General features: G+C 67.7%; 10 protein-coding genes. 2 read left to right on the forward strand and 8 right to left on the reverse strand.

All coding sequences use genetic code 11. The features are described 5' to 3' along the window. Positions 1 to 183 precede the first annotated feature (183 nt). The 6 genes from BLS21_RS12195 to BLS21_RS12220 form a co-directional block, all read right to left on the reverse strand. The gene (locus BLS21_RS12195; protein ID WP_091218379.1) at positions 184 to 1,188 is read right to left on the reverse strand and encodes a NaeI family type II restriction endonuclease; all 1,005 of its coding nucleotides are present in this window, start codon (positions 1,186 to 1,188) and stop codon (positions 184 to 186) included. Continuing rightward, positions 1,188 to 2,291 carry a PD-(D/E)XK nuclease family protein gene (locus BLS21_RS12200; protein WP_091218381.1) on the reverse strand — a complete coding sequence of 368 codons (1,104 nt, stop codon included), beginning with the start codon at positions 2,289 to 2,291 and terminating at the stop codon, positions 1,188 to 1,190. Before BLS21_RS12200 ends, BLS21_RS12195 begins: the two co-directional genes overlap by 1 nt. After that, on the reverse strand, positions 2,197 to 7,680 hold the full coding sequence (locus BLS21_RS12205) for a DEAD/DEAH box helicase (RefSeq protein ID WP_091218384.1): 5,484 nt from the start codon (positions 7,678 to 7,680) through the stop codon (positions 2,197 to 2,199). The genes BLS21_RS12200 and BLS21_RS12205 overlap by 95 nt, the downstream gene beginning before the upstream one ends. Before the next feature lie 8 nt (positions 7,681 to 7,688). Continuing rightward, positions 7,689 to 8,603, reverse strand: coding sequence for a hypothetical protein (locus tag BLS21_RS12210; RefSeq protein ID WP_091218387.1), 915 nt, complete (start codon positions 8,601 to 8,603; stop codon positions 7,689 to 7,691). Next, positions 8,593 to 10,689 (reverse strand): hypothetical protein, encoded by a 2,097-nt coding sequence (locus BLS21_RS12215; protein WP_091218389.1) that lies wholly within the window; start codon positions 10,687 to 10,689, stop codon positions 8,593 to 8,595. Before BLS21_RS12215 ends, BLS21_RS12210 begins: the two co-directional genes overlap by 11 nt. Before the next feature lie 145 nt (positions 10,690 to 10,834). Then, positions 10,835 to 11,314 (reverse strand): very short patch repair endonuclease, encoded by a 480-nt coding sequence (locus BLS21_RS12220; protein ID WP_245700343.1) that lies wholly within the window; start codon positions 11,312 to 11,314, stop codon positions 10,835 to 10,837. A gap of 98 nt (positions 11,315 to 11,412) precedes the next feature. On the opposite strand from BLS21_RS12220, the gene BLS21_RS12225 reads away from it, so the two are divergent. Further along, a complete protein-coding gene (locus BLS21_RS12225) occupies positions 11,413 to 12,708 on the forward strand; it encodes a DNA cytosine methyltransferase (RefSeq protein WP_091218392.1) in 1,296 nt (431 codons plus the stop codon). A 48-nt stretch (positions 12,709 to 12,756) separates the two neighbouring features. Here BLS21_RS12225 and BLS21_RS12230 read toward each other — a convergent pair whose 3' ends face one another. Together BLS21_RS12230 and BLS21_RS12240 are read right to left on the reverse strand one after the other, a co-directional pair. Beyond that, a complete protein-coding gene (locus tag BLS21_RS12230) occupies positions 12,757 to 13,554 on the reverse strand; it encodes an HNH endonuclease (protein ID WP_217636102.1) in 798 nt (265 codons plus the stop codon). A 584-nt stretch (positions 13,555 to 14,138) separates the two neighbouring features. Next, a complete protein-coding gene (locus tag BLS21_RS12240) occupies positions 14,139 to 15,020 on the reverse strand; it encodes an IS5 family transposase (RefSeq protein ID WP_245700344.1) in 882 nt (293 codons plus the stop codon). A gap of 839 nt (positions 15,021 to 15,859) precedes the next feature. Here BLS21_RS12240 and BLS21_RS12245 point away from each other — a divergent pair. After that, positions 15,860 to 16,689 (forward strand): IS5 family transposase gene (locus BLS21_RS12245; RefSeq protein WP_091216539.1). Its coding sequence is split into 2 segments (ribosomal slippage): positions 15,860 to 16,216 and positions 16,219 to 16,689, totalling 828 coding nucleotides; the frame shifts between segments, so codons are not numbered across the junction. Positions 16,690 to 16,702 lie beyond the last annotated feature (13 nt).

Below are 16,702 nucleotides of genomic sequence, written 5' to 3' on the forward strand. Positions count from 1 at the left end.
CTCAGTGATCGGCTCGGGGACAGGATGAAGCAGGAGATGCGGGGGGTCCTCAAGGCTCCGGTAGGGCTCGCTGACCAGAAGCCCTGCGACCAGGTGCACGTGGAGCCGGATCCGGAAGCCTTCCCGCCGGGCGAGCTGCCGACGTAGGCCCTCGATATGCCCGGTCCCGGTCTCGTTAGGCGGTCACAGAACCGACACTCCCCGAGGAACTTCGGGTGCTGGCCTCACTGGTTCCTGCGGCAGCGCGATCGCGTAGTAGCGGCCTGAGATCTCCGCTGCAGGCCTCGAGGGGGATGGGCCATCGACCTGGATCACTCGAGCCGCGACGAACTCGCCTTTGTGGGGCACAGGGAGACCGAGGGCCTTTGCTACGAGCGGGTCGTTGTCCTGATGCCCGAGTACCACAATTCCCTCTGGCCGGAGCTTCTCGCGGGCACCGCCGTTGCCTCGTGCCCGCTTGAGCGGATCGTCGGCGCCATGCGCGACGGTCTCGAAGACCGCACGACGGATGATCTGCCCCTGCACCTCACGGAACAGCTGGTTGACCCGAGCCTGTACTGCGTTCGCCTGCCGAACCCGGCCGGTGGCGCTCATGATCCGGTGGCGCACGTCAGCGGGCAGCAAGAGGAGCAAGTTCGGTGCCAGACGTCCGTGCGACGGCCAGAGCCAGCGGATCGCCGCCACTCCGTCCCGGGTCAGCTTCCGTTTGGCATCGCGGTTGGGTGCGCTGAGTAGCTCCGCGCGGGCGCGGACGAGACCAGCCCTCCACGCGCTCTCCTCGTCCTTGCACCACACCACGAGGCAGACCTGGTCGACCATCTCCGGTCCAAGCTCCCATCCACCGATGCGCTGGGAGAATTTGCAGTCGACCTGCACCCCGGCGATCGAGTAGTCGGTGATCTCCCCGTCTGAGAAGTCGAACGCGCGCTGCAGGTTGATCTCGACGAGCGTTCCCATGTATGTCTTCTCGGTCTTGTACAGCTGGGCATAGTCGAAGCGCCCTCGGCGGCGTCCGTCCAACAGCTGATCGAGTGTGTCGCGCAGCACGCCGGCGAACTTGTCGCCGAAGGGATCCAGGCGCTCGAGCTCCGCCTGAACGCGGTCAATTTCAGGATCGTCGGCCCGGTCGCGGATACGACCGGAGAGCTCGATCTCGAGCTGAGGGTGGGGCCAGAAGGCGTCCTGCATCAGCGATCCTCCACTGCGTAGACGGCGGACTGTTCATTGGCTCGCCAGCGGCTGAGGTCCGGCTCGCCGTCCTGATCCCTTCGCGGGTTCACGCGGACGAGGCGCACCCATCTGCCAATCCACCCGCCCATACCCCTGGTAGAGACGTCGCTGACCCATGCGCTTCCAGTCGGTGTAGCCGGGAGTGCGGCTGTCCGGCCGTTCTGCGCCGTCGTGGCCTCGACCAGACGGCCCTCAACACCGTCTGGGTCGGACCACTGCGAAACGGCGTTCCAGTGCGGTTGGCAGTCGGGCCGCCGGCGGCAGTACCGGCAGTGCTCCCGAGTCGGTATCGCGGTCCGATCTCCGCTGAGCCATCCTGCTCGGACCTCGTTCAGGCTGTGCAGGAGAGTCGTAAGCCTGTCGCTGGGCAGAGCAACCTGTTTCAGGCCTCGCCTGAGGCTGTAGACGCCGAGCCAGCGCGGCCGGGCACCCCGGCATCGTTCAATGAGGGCGGCATACATCCACAGCTGGACCGCGATCGAGTCCGGCACAGCGGTCGCTGCGGCATCACCGCCCGACTTGAGATCCAGCACGACGGGACCCCGCCGTGACGGGAGCAGGACGTCCACCGTTCCCCACAGACGGCGGTCGTCGTCGTACAGGGTGACCTCGCACTCGGCGCTCGGCTCACCGCCGAGCTCGCACAAGACCTCCCTCAACTCGGAAGCGCGGCGACGCAGGCGCGCCGCCGTCATCCTGCCGTCAGCGACCTTGGCGACGTCGACGCCGCGCTCCTCAGCCACTGACGAGAAGAGCCTCGCAAGTTCACCGTCGCCGACGGCAGAACGCCAGGAGCCTGTCTCGATCCAGCGCTGCAGCGCGACATGCGCCAGCGTCCCGACGTCCCTTCCAGCAGTCTGCTTCAGGACGGGACGCCCACCGGTCGGCAGGTAGGTCACCGAATACGGACAGGTCAACAGGCGATTCGCCGCCGCGGGGGAGAGCCAGGGGACGTCCTGAGTAGCGTCACCGGCCACCCGCGGCCTCGCCGACCAGCTTGAGGACGTGGCCGGGGCTGCGGTCGAGGGTGAACGTGTCGGCGAACACGATCGCCGTGGCATCGGGGTAGCGATCTTCAGCTTCTGCGAGCGCTTCTGCCAGCCGCGGCGCAATCAGCACTTTCTCCGACGCCTCCAGAGGGTGCTTCGCCAGGACCACGACTTCCCCGTAGAGGTTGCTGCCGAGGACCGCAGCAGCGCACGGCAGGTCGTCGACGAGCTCGGCGCCGTACGCCTCAGCCCAGCTGCTCATGGACCGCTGCTCAAGCTGGTGGTCGATAGGCAGCGTCCCGTCACGCAGCACGGCGAGCAGATCCCGGGCGAGCCGCCAGTCGAGCAGCGCGTGATAGGCCATGTTCGAGTAGTCCCGCAGGCACCGGTAGCAGGATGCCGCACACTCGCCAGCATGACCCGGGTCCTCGAGGTCGCGGAGGTAGGACGCGATCTGGTCCTCGACCAGCTTGGTGAAGACCCCAGGATTGCCGAGATGGGTGCTGAACCCAGCGCCGTTCTCAAGCGTGTCGGCGATGAAGGCCATCATCGTCGGCTTGTCGTCCACCAGGCCGTTGTAGATGCCGGCGCTGAGCTCCAGCGTCTGAACATCGAGGTACGCGGCTGCGGACGTCCGCAGGAGGAAAGCCAGCGAGTACCAGGCAGCCCGGCGGGCATCAGCGCTCTCGGTAGCACCCCACGGCTGCGAGATGCTCGTCTCCAGGTCCAGCCGGAGACCCGCGTCCTCGAGCACAGGTGCGCTTGACCCGACGAAGAGAAAGTCGGTGGGCTGGACAGCTCCAAGGGCAACCGAGAGCGCGTCACCATTGGCGGCCTTGTCCGGCAGGAAGCCCTTCTCGATCGCGGCGACGGACACGTAGCCGCCCCAGTCAGGCCACGCTGAAGGACGGAAGCGGTGCAACTTCCCGGCGTTGTCGTTGATGACGTAGCGCTTACCGGGGCCGCTGAAGGCCGTGATCCCGGCTTCCTCCGTCTTGGCGAGCTTACTCAGGTCCGTCATCGCCCGAGCGGCCATGGCCCGCGCTGACCAGGAGAAATTGCCGTTGAAGTCCTTCTCGCGCCCGGCGCGGAAGCCCAGCGGCTCGCGAAGGTCGACCTCCTGGAAGACGCCGGGAGGCGCACTGCAGCGGGGGCAAGCTGTGGGCGAGGTGTCGCCATCGCCTGCCGTGTCAGACAGGTGAGCACACGAACGGCAAACCGCCAATCGGTGCGCGGTACCCAGCGGGTCAGGCTCGGGCGGGGGCTGGGAGCCGACCGGACGGAAGGCCGCCACCCCGACCACCGGGTACACGCGCCCGTCGCGGACCACCTCACTCAAGGGTGCAAACTGCGAGACCGCCATCGCCAGATCCCGGTCGATCACCCCTTCCGGAGGCCATGGGCGCGAGTACTTGGGGCGCCGGAGGTGGAGATAGCGGACGCTCGTTGGGAATCCGAACATGGGCAGCTCGCCGGCTTCGGCGAGCCGCTGGCTTAGCTCGAGATGACCGCTGTCCGAGGCGCAGGCGCGATCAACGGCCGCGATGAGGTCGTCGTCGATCCACGCGCCCCAGTCGAACGCGCTGATGTCCGACGGGGTGTAGGCGGACAAGGCCGCGGCAGCGGCCTCTATCCGAGCACCGCGCTCATCAACCCAGCGCTGGACGAGGGGTCTCATCGAGGCCCAGTCAGCACGCAAGCCGAACTGGCCGTGCGGGTTGTTGGTGAGGCTAGAGGCAATACGGGCGTTCACCATATGTTCGCCGAGCTCGGCGAAGGCCAGGCGCAGCACCTCGCTCCTCAGGGCACGGCTGAAGATTTCCGGCCGGTCGAGTGACAAGTAGGGCTTGGGGGTCGGCTCGCTCGTGATGAGGTGCGGGCGAGCGAAGTAGTACTCGTCATGGCTCCGCCCCCGGCACACGGTGAGGGCCAGCGCAATGGGTGACGTCCGACGTCCGGCTCGTCCGACCCGCTGCTGGTAGTTGAACCGGGTGGGCGGCATGTTGCCCAGCACCACGACCTCGAGGGCGCCGATGTCCACACCAGCCTCCATCGTCGTGGTGACCGACAACAGGTCGACGCCGTCAGCCAGACGGTTCTCCCGTGTCCCCTCGTCCAGGAAGATTCCCTGGAACCGCGCCTGGCGCGCCTGTGCGTCGACCCTGTCCGTCTGCCCGGTTAGCTCAGCGCAATTCAGACGGAAACGGCCCAGGCTCTGCGTCGCCTTCCACGAGTAGTAGTCCTCCCCAAGCTCGAGGGGAGCGCCCTCCACGGGCAGCACCTGTCGGCAGCGGGTGCAAATTCCGCAGCCGCGGTGCAGATGCTGCCGACGGCAGTTTCCGCAGATCCAGCTCACGATGCCGGGCTTCCGCAGCGTGACCTGCGCCGGGTCGATGATCTGCTGGGTGACCGCCTTACCCCAGTAGGCCAGGACATCGGCCTGGACCGTCTGGGGGTCCAGGCCGTGTGCCCGGGCGACGGCATCCCAGTAGCGGACCAGCTTCGGATGCGGGGTGTCCCGGCCATCCCTCAGGTTCGTGAACCTCCGCAAGTCGGCGAGAACTCGAAGGCTGGAGCGTGCGATGGCCGGTACGGAGGCGGGGTCGAGGTCAGCATCCCGCCGGTCGGAGGCCAGAGCCAGCCAGCCGAGGCCCAGGGACTCGAAGTCGCGCCCTGCACCGGAGAAGAGACTCTCAATGACCTCTATTCTGAGGCTCAGGTCGATGCTGTGGAGTAGGTCCTTCTCGCCCATCGTCAGGTTGCGGCGCGGCTCCGGGGAGTCAGCCGCCCAGTCGTACAGTGCCGACCAGGGCGTTGGCTCCTGCTGAGCAATCCGCGCGGTGCTGCTGAGGGAGGCATGCGGACCGCCCGGGTTGACGCCTAGAGCGAGTAGTGCGTCACCCACCTGGGTCGCGAGATCGCTGAGTGGCGGAGGCGCACACAGGCTGGCCTCCAGCTCAGCTAACTGACCCTCGTGGGCTTCGTCCTCGTCCCCCCGCCACAAGTCCGCAACACGGGTGTAGCGCTCGCCAAAGCGCTGCTTCAGGCGTTTGACCGCGGCCTTGTTCTCGTCCGTCTTCTCCCCGTCAATGACCATCCGCCGGGCGGCCGCGAGGTCGTCTCTGGGGTCGACCTCAGCTGAGACGGACTCGTAGACCGTGAGGCGAAGCAGGTCCTGGTAGTGACGCAGCCCCATGCCTGCTGACAACTTGGCGGCGTCCTGCCGGCTGTCGGTAAAGACGATGGCCTTACGCTGCTCTTCGTCGAGCTGTGAGACAAGCTCGGTGAGCAGGACCTGGTTGATCTTCTCGAAGCCAGTCCGCATTGCGCGGATGGGACTGCGCTGGCGCAGGGGATCGGTGTGCTTGAGCTTCTTGCCACCTGCGTATTGGATCTCCCAGTCGTCGGCGCAGTTCGGGCAGCGGGTCGGGAAGGGCGAGAGTCCGGCCAGCTCACGGACGGGTCCGCCGCGCTTCTTGTCCAGCTTGGAGATGACGTGGAACGTCCAGCCGGTGTGTGGCTTGCCGTTGGTGGCGTTCCGGACTTCACCACTGGCGGGCTTGAGAACGCTGGGCCGGAACGAGTACTCGACGTTCTTGCTGTCCGCGTACCACGCGAGGTCCTCGAGCTCGGGCTTCGCGGTGCGGGGCCAGTAGACGACGAAGTTCTCCGCCGTCCGCTCGAGCGACACCTGGTCGGGCATCTTCGCCAGGTCGGGGACGTCGGCGAGCAGAAGTGACTTGAAGTGAGGCGCTTGCGTCTCACCTGCGGGAACAAAGCCGCCGAGGAGGACGTCGCCGCAGTTCTGACAGTACAGAAGCTCAAGCACCCGGGCGCCACACGTACACCGGGTGGTTGGCTCGGCGAAGAGCCGGCCGACGGGCTTCGTCTCCTTGCGGGCCGGTGCGTCCGGACACTGAGGATCAGCGCAGGCCCACATGCCCGGGACGTTGCGGAAGAAGAGATGTGCCCGGAGGCGGGGCCAGTCCTGGCGGCCCTCACTAAGGCGCACCGCGGACAGCAGAGACCGTAGGGCGGCCTCAGCGCTGACATCCGCGGCGTGCGGGAAGAGCAACCGGCGAAGCTGAGATTCGTTCTTGGCCTCCGGCGCCCCCATCGGTTTCCCTCGGTCATCGAGGTGGAAGGCGCTCTTCAGGGCAGCATGGGCGCCGGTTCCCTCGGCGATCTGCAGTGCCGAATCCGGGTCGGCGGCACGGGCGAGCCGTTCCGCCGCGGCAGAGATGTCCGCCTGCAGCGGTTCGGGGCGGGTCGTGTCACCGGGGATGAAGTCAAAGCTGGCCTCGTCGAGGCCAAAGAAGTCCTGGATGTACTGCCGATCCCGGACGGGGTCGAGGCTGGCGGAGGCCGCGAGGACGCGAAGCTGCTCAGGGCGATCGATAAGGCCGAGCCGGTAGCGCAGGTTCCGGATGAGGAGCGCGACCTCAGTGCCGGCCGTGCCCCGGTAGGTGTGCAGCTCGTCGATGACGAGGGTGAAGCGGTGCGCAGGATCGGCGTCCAGCCACATGCGCGTTTGGTCGAAAAACGCACTCTCCCTTGGACGCAGGAGCATGACGTTGAGCATGCTGTAGTTGGTGATCAGCACGTCCGGTGGAGCGTCGAGCATGTCCCAACGGCTGCGCATCTCCGCGCCATGCAGGCGGGGGACGAAGTACTGCGTCTCTCCGCCCAGCGCGGCTGCCTTGGCCGAGCGCTCATCGAGCTGGTGCAGGAGGCGCCGCAGGTCCCCTTGAGCGCGCCCGTCATCAGGTGATCCCGTAACGGGTGTCGCCCCGGTGTAACGACCGAAGTAGAAACGGTGGCCGTTGCGGTGTGCGTCCAGCCACGCGCGGGCCTCGTCACTGTCGAGGGCCTTCCGCAACCGGATCAACTGGTCGTCGACCAGCGCGTTCATCGGGTAGAGGATCATCGCCCGCACTGCCTGAGGGCGTCCGTGCTCACCCTGGCGCTGCGGCACGAAGGGGCCGTCCGGATTGCGCCACCAGCTGTTGTCCTGTCCGCCCCTGCCCGTCCAGCTGGCGGACTCGGTCAGCAGCGAGTCGAGGATGGGCAGGAGAAACGACTCCGTTTTGCCCGAGCCGGTACCCGCAGTGATGACCATGTTCCGTCCGCGTTCCCGGCCGGTGGCGAGCGCTCGTTCCTGGTGCCGGTACAGCCTCATGTGGGACGGGATCAGGCCGGCTGAGGCAAACGCGGCCAGGTCCGGTGATGCGCCGGTGGTTGCCGCAGCTCCGGCCAGGTCATGAGTAGCCGCCGCGTACTCAGGCCGGAGCTCGATGAGCGGTCGACGGTAGATGCCGTTGTCCCGGTCGAGGAGCTCCCGTCGTTCGCGCTGGAGCTCCTCGTCAGCCAGGCCGAACGGGGTGTCGTAGTAGCGGAAGAAGGCGTCCCTCAGGCGCTCGAAGCTGCCGACGACGTCCAGGCCGGTGGGCTCGTTCCCCATGGTCTCTCCTAGCTGACTTCGAGGGTCTGCCCGAGCGAGGTGGCTACTGCCTCAGCGATCGAGCGGGGGATGTTGTCGTAGATGCCTGTTCGTGCGCGGTCCGAGAACCGAGGGGTGAAACCGCTGCAGAGGACGAGGCAGCGCTGGTGCAGTACGGGAAGCGGGACGCCCCAGTCGACGTACAGGCATCCCACGTCGCGGCCGCTGCTGTCGGCTCGCCAGCGGAGTGGGCTCACCTTCACGGTGGCGAGTGCGGCGAAGACGGCGGCAGGCATGTCGCACTGCCGCCAGCCTTCCGGCCCCAGGTACAGGTAGCGCTTGCGGCCTGCCCATTCGTAGCGGTACGCCCCCTGAGGCAGCGGCCTCACCGTGGTCGGCCGCCACTCCTGTGTGCGCGGGTCGAATTGTTCGAGGCTGGCGTTCTGCAGGTTCGGGCCAGCAGCGGGCTCACCCAGCTGTGGGTAGCTGAGGTGAGTAGTCAGCTGTTCAGCGGCGCAGGGGACGTACGTGGCGCCAAGCGCTTTCGCTGCCATGGGCAAATCCTCGGGTGAGTCGTACTGCAGGAGGACGACGGTCGGACGTGCCAGGCCTGAAGGATGCAGGACCTGTGGAAGCCGGTGGACCTCCAGCCACAGGTCGTCCAGCGTGCGATCGCAGGACGAGCTTCGGCATCCGACGAGGAGAGCCAGCCCGTCGCCCTCCGGTATCCGGGTGAGGACCAGCGGCGTGGTTGACCAGCGGTCAGTGTCCCAGTCGACCTCGAGGTTGCCGAGCGCGGCCATGTCGCGCAGCCACCGCCCGGAGTCGGCTGGCCACGCCGTGATGTTATCCGTCCGGGCCAGCCAGTCGTGGGTGCGCCTCAGCCGGTTGATCCTGCCCGACCGCTGAACCGCGAGCCACTGTGCGAGCTGGTCACCCAGCACGGCGGGACCTCTCCCATGCGCTGATGTAGACATCGAGCAATCTGTCCGCGCCCTTCCAGTGATGGGCGATCCGTCTCCACACCTCGCTGCTCTCGCCGGACAGTCCTGCCATGTGCGGGTCCTGCCACCGGACGCGGATGGGGCGTTCCGGTGCGCCAGTCCGGCTGTTGACACACACGAGCCACACCGCGGTAGCTGGTGGCGAGAATTCCCAGTACGGGGGGTCCGGCAAGCCTAGGCGGGTCAGCCAGGCAGAAGGCGCAGCCACGGTGACAGGGGTGACGTGGCCACGCTGGTCGACGACGCTGTAGTCCCGTGCATGCCGTCGCAGGAGGAGAGGCTGCGGGACCATGCCGGGGATCGCTGCTCCGGTGATGCTCGAGGTGCTAGGTGCGCCCTCGCTCAGTGCGGGTGACGTCCCGTCCTCCCTCACGGTCCAGACGAGCTGCCGCGCCTCGCTGACGCTCAAGCCGGCCGTGTCGGCGTCGTGGAGATGGAATGTCAGCTCCAGGCCGTCGACCTCGAGCCGATGCGGCCCAGCCTCGAGAGGCAACCGCCTCAGGGGGATCGGGAACCCAGTCGCCAGGAAGGCTGGATCTTGCCGGCGGCCATCGAGCGCTGCCGGGACTCGCCGTTCTTCATCTGCGGAAGGCAGCAAGAGATCCGGCGCTCCGCCGATGAGGTAGTGATTACTGCCCAGCCTCTCCGCCACCCTGAGGCCTGCAACCAGTCGTGGCCGCGCCACCGGGTCCGGACGCAGTGCCGAGACGAGGCCTGCGGAAAGACCGCGCACCGCCTCGCGGAAGGCGGCTTCGTTCTCGAGGACGACGTTGAGGTACACCACCCGGCCAGGCACGAGCGCCCGCTCTGGCGGCTGCTTGAGCCGGCGCCAGCCACTGCGTGCGGCTGTGTCCAGGACGCTGTCCATCGAGGGCCCGTACTCGGGGCGGACAGCGAGGATGTGCCGCTCGTGCGGCAGCACGGAGTCGACGCTCAGCCACTCGGCGTCCTGATGACCTCGGAACGCCAGGATGGGCTGATCCCGGAAGACAGCCTCACATCCGTCACCCCGGAGGCTGAGTCCGCGTTGCTGCCGCAAAGTGCCCGCCAGGGAAGGCAGTCCCTCGGTCTCGTACAACCCGCCGTACTGAGGCTGTCGCAGGTACACGACGTGCTGACCCAGTTCGAGCGTCACGCTCGGCACCTCGTCGACGACCGGAACTGCCCAGGTGGCGGTGAACTCATCCAGGTCCAGAGCGATACGGAGATCGAGCTGTCGTCGGCCGCGAGGCGTGAGGACGACTCCATCCCACGCGCTGGCCTGGCGGTGCACGAGGCTTCCGACGACCTGTTGCAGCCCGGGTGCCCGTAGCGCACGGGTGAAGGTCTCAGAAAACCCGCGGGGGCGACTTGCCCACAGGGACAGGAGACCCGTCAGCGCCGAGCTCGGGGGGATCTCCTCGGTATTCAGGTCCAGCGCGGCGAAGAAGTGTGTGAGCAGCATCCGGTCAGAACGACGCAAGAGCGCCTGCGATATCGGATAGCCGACCTTCCAGAAGGTCTCGTGCGTCTGGATGGTGCTCTGCCCGAGCGTTGACGCACGAGCCGACACCCAGGTGTCGAGGTCGTCCCACCATCCGGCGACCACATCGAATCCATGACAGAGGTCGTCCTTGATGCGGAGCAGGTCAGCTCCCGCCGCAGAGGGTCTGATCAGCTCGGCGAGGCGCACGTAGTACGCCGCAGAGGTCGCGGACTCATCGGTGTGCATCGCTGAGGCGGCGAGGACAGTCGCCGCCAGCACGGGCAGGTTGGGAGGCGGCTGGTCGCCTCGGCTCCTGCGCCAGCGCTGCCAGCGGGTGTCGAGTCTGTCGAACAACCGATCGCCGGCGTGCCAGTCCAGATACTGGTCAACGCAAGCGCACAGGTCAGCTGTGGGCTGATCAACCTCTGGCCAGAGCCGGCGGGCCTCGGCGTCGTCCAGGAAGAGGGTCCATGGAGTTGAGGGATCGCGGTCGACGAAGAAGGCCTTGACCAGGGCAGCCTGCCACTGCTGCCAGCCCCACTGCTGCCCGCCGTTGGGCATGCCAGCACCGCCCCCGCCCAGTTCGTGACCGTCCGCACACTAAGCGCCAGCACGAACGAAATCGAGTCACTGGCGTAACGGAATGCCCCGCGTGGGGGACGGGGGGCTGGTGTGACGGAGGCTTCCTGGGCGCCGCCGGGATGGGTCATCCGGAAGTGTCGGTGGCCCCCCATACCTTGGTCCCGTGCCCAACAGCGCGGAGGACCGCCGCCAGCGCCTCCTCCGGCGTCTCGTGCTCCCACACCCGAACGACCGTCCAGCCGGCGCTTGTCAGCGCCGTGTCAGCTCGCCGATCTCGCTCGATGTTGCGGCGCAGCTTCGGCGTCCAATACCACTCATTGCGCGTCGGCTCCCGGCCATGGACGGGGCAGACGTGCCAGAAGCAACCATCGACGAAGACAGCGACCCTGCGTTTCGTGAAGACGATGTCCGGCCGGACGCGGACCCCGTCCAGGTCAAGACGGTGGTCCTTCCTGAAGCGATAGCCCCGGGCGTGGAGGGCCGACCGCAGGCGGACCTCGGGCTTGGAGTCAACCCGCCGGTTGGCCTGCATGTTGCGCGAACGGCCGGGGTTCAGGGGCATGGGCCGACCGGTGTTCTGCTGACCGTCCTCGGCTGTGGGCACGAGGACAGTCTGCGCGTCGGCAGCAGGGGTCTGGGGACAGTGACGGAGGATGGGCCCGGCCTGCCGGGGATACAGGCGAGCGCCACCGAGGGAGAGTTGTGACCGAGTTGAACGTCGTAGAGATCTGCGCCGGAGCCGGGGGACAGTCGCTGGGGCTGCACCTTGCCGGGTTCCGGCACGAGCTCGCCGTCGAGTTGGATGAGACCGCCGCGACGACGCTGCGGAACAACCTCGCCCGGCTGTCTCCGACAGCGGACCCGGCGGAACTCGTGAAAGTCGGTGATGTCGCCGACCCCGGGGTTTGGAAGCCGGAGGACTACGCCGGGCGAGTGGCTCTGCTGGCTGGCGGCGTCCCGTGCCCGCCATTCAGCGTCGCCGGCAAGCAGCTGGGCGCAGGTGATGAGCGGGACCTGTTCGCCTGGGCCGTCCACCTCACCGGACGTGTGCGTCCGGAGGCGCTGCTCCTGGAGAACGTTCGGGGCCTGAACGACCCTCGCTTCGGCGGTTACCGGCAGGCCGTCGTCGACCAGCTCGAGGACCTCGGGTACCGGGCCGACTGGAAGCTCCTGCATGCCAAGGACTACGGCGTGCCGCAGCTGCGGCCGCGCATGGTCCTCGTGGCCTTGCGTCCCGAGTATGTCGACTACTTCGAGTGGCCCGAGCCAAAACCCACGACTCTGACTGTCGGAAGCGCACTGGTTGACCTCATGGGTGCGAACGGATTCAGGTACATCGATGAATGGGTTGAGCGCGCAAACTCCATTGCTCCGACGATCGTCGGAGGCAGCAAGAAGCACGGAGGAGCCGACCTCGGCCCGACTCGTGCCAAGCGAGCCTGGGAAGAGCTGTGGGTGGACGCTCATGGGCTCGCCAACGCGGCGCCAGGAGAGGATTGGGAGCGTGAGGAGCACCCACGTGGTCCCAAGCTGACTGTAGACATGGTCGCCCGCTTGCAGGGCTGGCTCAACGAGCCTGACTACAAATGGCACTTCACCGGCATGAAGACCAGCCACTACCGGCAGGTTGGAAATGCTTTCCCGCCGCCTGTGGCGCGAGCTGTGGGGGAGAGCATCGCCCGGGCCCTAAGGAAGGAAGGAGTGGCCGGGACGCTTCGCGCTGACCTCAAGATGCACGATGAGGTCTACCACATATTGCGGGACGCCGATGACTTCCTAACTTCTTACCGCATCACCCAGCTGCTCGGCGGCCGACTGTCGGTCAACGATGTGGAGAAGCGAATCGCACACCTGCGCCATGACTTTAATGTCGAGGAGCGCCGCAGCGGTGCCCGCTCTTCCTACCTGCTGGGCGAATGGCGCGCCTTCCAGGGGCAATCGGATCACAAGCGGCACGAGGCTTTCGCAGCGCGTCGCAGCCGCGGCCGTATCAGCTAATGGTGGCGCCCTGCAGCCGCGGGGCTGCAGGGCGCCGCGGCAGCCGGCTCAGCTACTGACCATGTCCTCGAGCGATGCCATGAGCCGCGCTCGTTCGCTCTCGGACAGGCGTCGGACACGGGTGTAGTACTCGTCGACCCTCGTCCGCGGGCGGCGGTTGAGTTCCATACGGCGCAGCAATTCCCTCTTGTCGCCCTGACTCATCGACCGGATACCCGGCATGAGCTCCTCCAGCGTCGGTGGGTTCGGCAGCTCGTCACGCATGGGCTCGTTGCACCGGGCGCACTCGGACTGCAGATCGTTGATCGTCGTTTCCTTGCCGAGACGTGCCCCTGGAACTCGATGCCCGAGCGTCAGCCGGGCGGTCTTACCCGGCTCGTCGTCGTACAGCTCGCGTGCGCCGATCCCGCAGACCACGCACATCCAGCCATCCCGTTCATGGACGTGCCTGCGCACGCTGTCCGAGGGCTTGTCGTCGACCGGTCGCGGAAAACCACAGCCGGGATGCCAGCCGATCTTCTCGACGCGGTACTCGTCGTGGGCTAGCGCCGCGTTGTCACGCTGGCTTTGGAGGATCCAGCCGTCTCTGGTGCGGAGCTGACGCAGGCGGCGGTTGAGGTGCTCGGCGCTGTTGGGAACCGTCGCACCGAGTGCACTGCGAAGGGAGCGCATCGTGAAGCGCCCGCCTTGCCCCACGTGAAAGGCGAGATAGGCGGCAAGCTTCCGTTCGTCACCGAAAGGCTTGCTGTGGGACCCCGGGGCGACGGTCAGTTCCCACCAGAGAACCCCACCCTGAGCATAGGCCGCACTCGGGTAGTACAGGTCGATCGTGTGCTCGTCGTTCACACCTCTGGCTACCACCGAGCTTGCCCAGTCTCGGTGCTTTGTGACAACTGACGGCGAGTCGTGACCATCGACAGGACGGTTGTGCCGTCCCGATTCGGCTCAGGTGATGGGCCAGGCGCGGCGCCGCCCCGAGAAGGTCCTCCATTGGTGGCGGCTGCCTCCCAGGGACCCCGAGCTCGGCGGGAGATGCGGAGTATCCGCAGGATGCCAGCGCGTCCGTCGTGGGCTAGGAGGTGAGGGGCCGCAACGCAGACGAAGGTGTTCGCATGCGCTCTTGTATGTCGAGCTGCGCAGGTCGTCCGAGCCGGTCCGCGGCGCGGCACTTGAGCTTCGGCGCCTAGTCGCGGTGGGGGTCGACGACCTCGGGTTCGTGCTGGCCCGTCCGCTGGCCCCGTGGGTCGAGAAGCGCGCAGGTCTCCAGCCGACGGAGGGAGGCCGATTCACCCACGACGACCTCCTGTGGCTACCCGACGTCGTCGCGCGGGCGGTGGAGGCCATCGCCGCGCGTCGGCGTCGGTCGTTTCGTTGGTGCCGCACCTGCCGGCGCGCCCATGCGCCTGAGAGGGTGTCGGGTAACCGGCTGACTACTGGTTCTGTTTGAGGTCTTCGGCGAGGCGTCGAGCGGCTTCGGTCTCGATGGGCCCCTGTGGCTCGATGTCCTCGTCGGCCAGGCGGGCGGCCATCAGCCGGATCATGGCCACGTCGATCATGGCCTCGGCGTGCGCGGTCGTGCGTTCGTAGTCCCGGGCCAACCGTCTGCACCTCGCCAACCAGCCGAAGGTCCGTTCCACCACCCACCGGCGGGGCAGCACCTGGAAGCCTCGCACGTCGGCGTTGCGCGGCACGACCACCAGGTGCAGGTGCTCGGTGCGCTGCGCCCAGTCGAGCAGGCCGCCGTCGACGACGTTGACGTAGCCGCCATCGACCCAGATCAGCTCGAGGGCGGGAAACTGCTCGTGCAGGCCGTGCAGCACCCGCCGGGCGCCGGCGCGGTCCTGCACGCCGGCCGCGTGCACCACCCGGTGCAAGACCAGCCCGTCGGTATCGACCAGCAGATGCCGCTTGCGGCCGCGGACGCGTTTGCCGGCGTCGTAGCCGATCTCCTCGCCTCCCTCGGCGCTCTTGGCCGACTGGAAGTCCAGCACCGCCGCGGTGGGCTGCCGGTTGCGCCCGTCCCGCTCACGGAGTTGGTCGCGCAGCGCCTGGTGCACTCGGTGCCAGGTGCCATCGGTGGTCCAGGCGGCAAACCAGCGGTAGGCGGCGTCCCAGGGGGCCAGGTCACGCGGGACGTGCCGCCAGGCGCAGCCGGTGCGCAGCACGTAGAGGATCGTGTCCAGGATCAGCCGGCGGTCGTACTTCAGCGGCCGCCCACCGCTGCGGGGATCGCGGACCGGCAGCAGCGGCGCGATCACCGCCCACTGCCGATCGGTCAGCGACGTCTCATAGCGGGGCTTGCACCGGCACACGCACATCCACCGGAACCATCACCCGGCCGCCGAACCCACCCCACCGCCACGCCGATCAGCGAGCACCGCCGGCCAGGCCGTCGCCGACCGCGCCGGGTCGGTTACCCAACACCCTCTGAGGCGTTCGCCGGCACCTACCGGTCATGTGCGTCGGCCTTCGCCGACTTCGAGGTGTAACACCGCTGGCTGCAGCTGCCGTGTCGGCGGCTCTGTTTGACGAGTTCGCGGCTCGTCCGGCCGGTGTCCTCGCGGGCGAGAGCTAGTGGGCGTGGCATCGCGCGGCCCCCAGAGCTTCTGGGTCGACGGGATCAGCCGCGCCGACCTGGAGGCGGTCCTCGGCGTTCCGGTGGACGGGCACTTGCTCACCTGGACGGGGATGACTGCGAATGGCTGGACGGAGGTGACTGCGGATGGGTAGCGCGACGAGACCGTGAACACGCTGTGGGGATCCGTGGCGCTGCAGGGTCCTGAGGCACCACTTCTCCGCCCTGCGCTACCGGCTCACCGTCCTCGATTGGTGCCACCGGTAGGGGCTTGCGGATTCTCAGTGCTGACCCGAGCGCCCTGTCCAGTGGGCGGGTTCGACGGCGCTGTCGGGACGCATGGACGCTGACGATCCCGACATTCGCGCCGGCCACCACTGCATACAGCCAGGGCAGGTGGAGGTCGAAGAGGTTGCCGACCTTGACCCCGGTCAGTGCGAAAGCGAAGACGGCTACGAAGACCCAGACCAGGTCACCTCGGCTGGTGGTCACGGGTCGGTCTCCTTTTAGAAGACGTTGCGGAAGTAGGTCGTCGGCCCCTGGCCGTCCGCAAGGGATCGGCGCAGCGTGCGCGGCATGTCGTCGTCGGCGTCTTCCCCGCCGCCGCGGCTGATCAGCGACGAGCTGTGGGCGCTGGTTGAGCCGCTGGTCCCACCGCGTCGCCCTGCCATCCACGGACGCACCGGCCGGCCCCGGACCTCAGATCGGGACGTGCTCGAGGGCATCGCCTTCGTGCTCTCCACCGGCATCGGCTGGACCAAGCTGCCCACCGAGCTCGGCTACGGCTCGGGCTGGACCTGCTGGCGCCGGCTGCACGAGTGGGCCGACGCAGGCGTCTTCGACCGCCTGCACACCGCCGTCCTCGACCAGCTCGGCTCCGAGGGCCGGTTGGACTGGTCGCGAGCCAACCTCGACTCGGTCAGCGTCCGCGCCAAAAGGGGGGTGAGCTGACCGGCCCGAACCCGACCGACCGGGGCAAGGCCGGCAGCAAGTACCACTTGCTCGTCGACGCGCACGGGCTGCCGCTCAACGTGCTCGTCTCCGGCGCGAACCGGCACGACAGCATGCTCGTCGAGCCGATCCTCGACACCATGCCGGCGATCAAGCGCGGCGGCCGGGGCCACCCGCGGCGACGGCCGCTGAAGCTGCACGGCGACAAGGGCTATGACAATCCACGGGTCCGTCGTTACCTGCGCCGCCGCGGGATCACCGCCCGCATCGCCCGGATCGGCCGAGACTCCAGCGTGCGTTTGGGCCGCCACCGCTGGGTCGTCGAACGGACGCTGGGCTGGCTGCTGGCCTACAAACGCCTGGCTCTGCGCTACGACCGCACCGCCACGACGATCAACGCGCTGGTCCGGCTCGCGGTCACCCTCATCTGCGCCCGCCGGCTACCGACTGACTAATGCAATGTCTTCT

The organism is Geodermatophilus siccatus (genome assembly GCF_900103785.1).
Classification (GTDB): Bacteria; Actinomycetota; Actinomycetes; order Mycobacteriales; family Geodermatophilaceae; genus Geodermatophilus; species Geodermatophilus siccatus.

What these genes read in the sequence shown, in the direction of transcription:
- BLS21_RS12205 (WP_091218384.1), bottom strand. Translation starts at nt 7,680, where the DNA reads ATGGGGAACGAGCCCACCGGCCTGGACGTCGTCGGCAGCTTCGAGCGC.
- BLS21_RS12200 (WP_091218381.1), bottom strand. Translation starts at nt 2,291, where the DNA reads ATGCCACGGCGATCGTGTTCGCCGACACGTTCACCCTCGACCGCAGCC.
- BLS21_RS12215 (WP_091218389.1), bottom strand. Translation starts at nt 10,689, where the DNA reads ATGCCCAACGGCGGGCAGCAGTGGGGCTGGCAGCAGTGGCAGGCTGCC.
- BLS21_RS12195 (WP_091218379.1), bottom strand. Translation starts at nt 1,188, where the DNA reads ATGCAGGACGCCTTCTGGCCCCACCCTCAGCTCGAGATCGAGCTCTCC.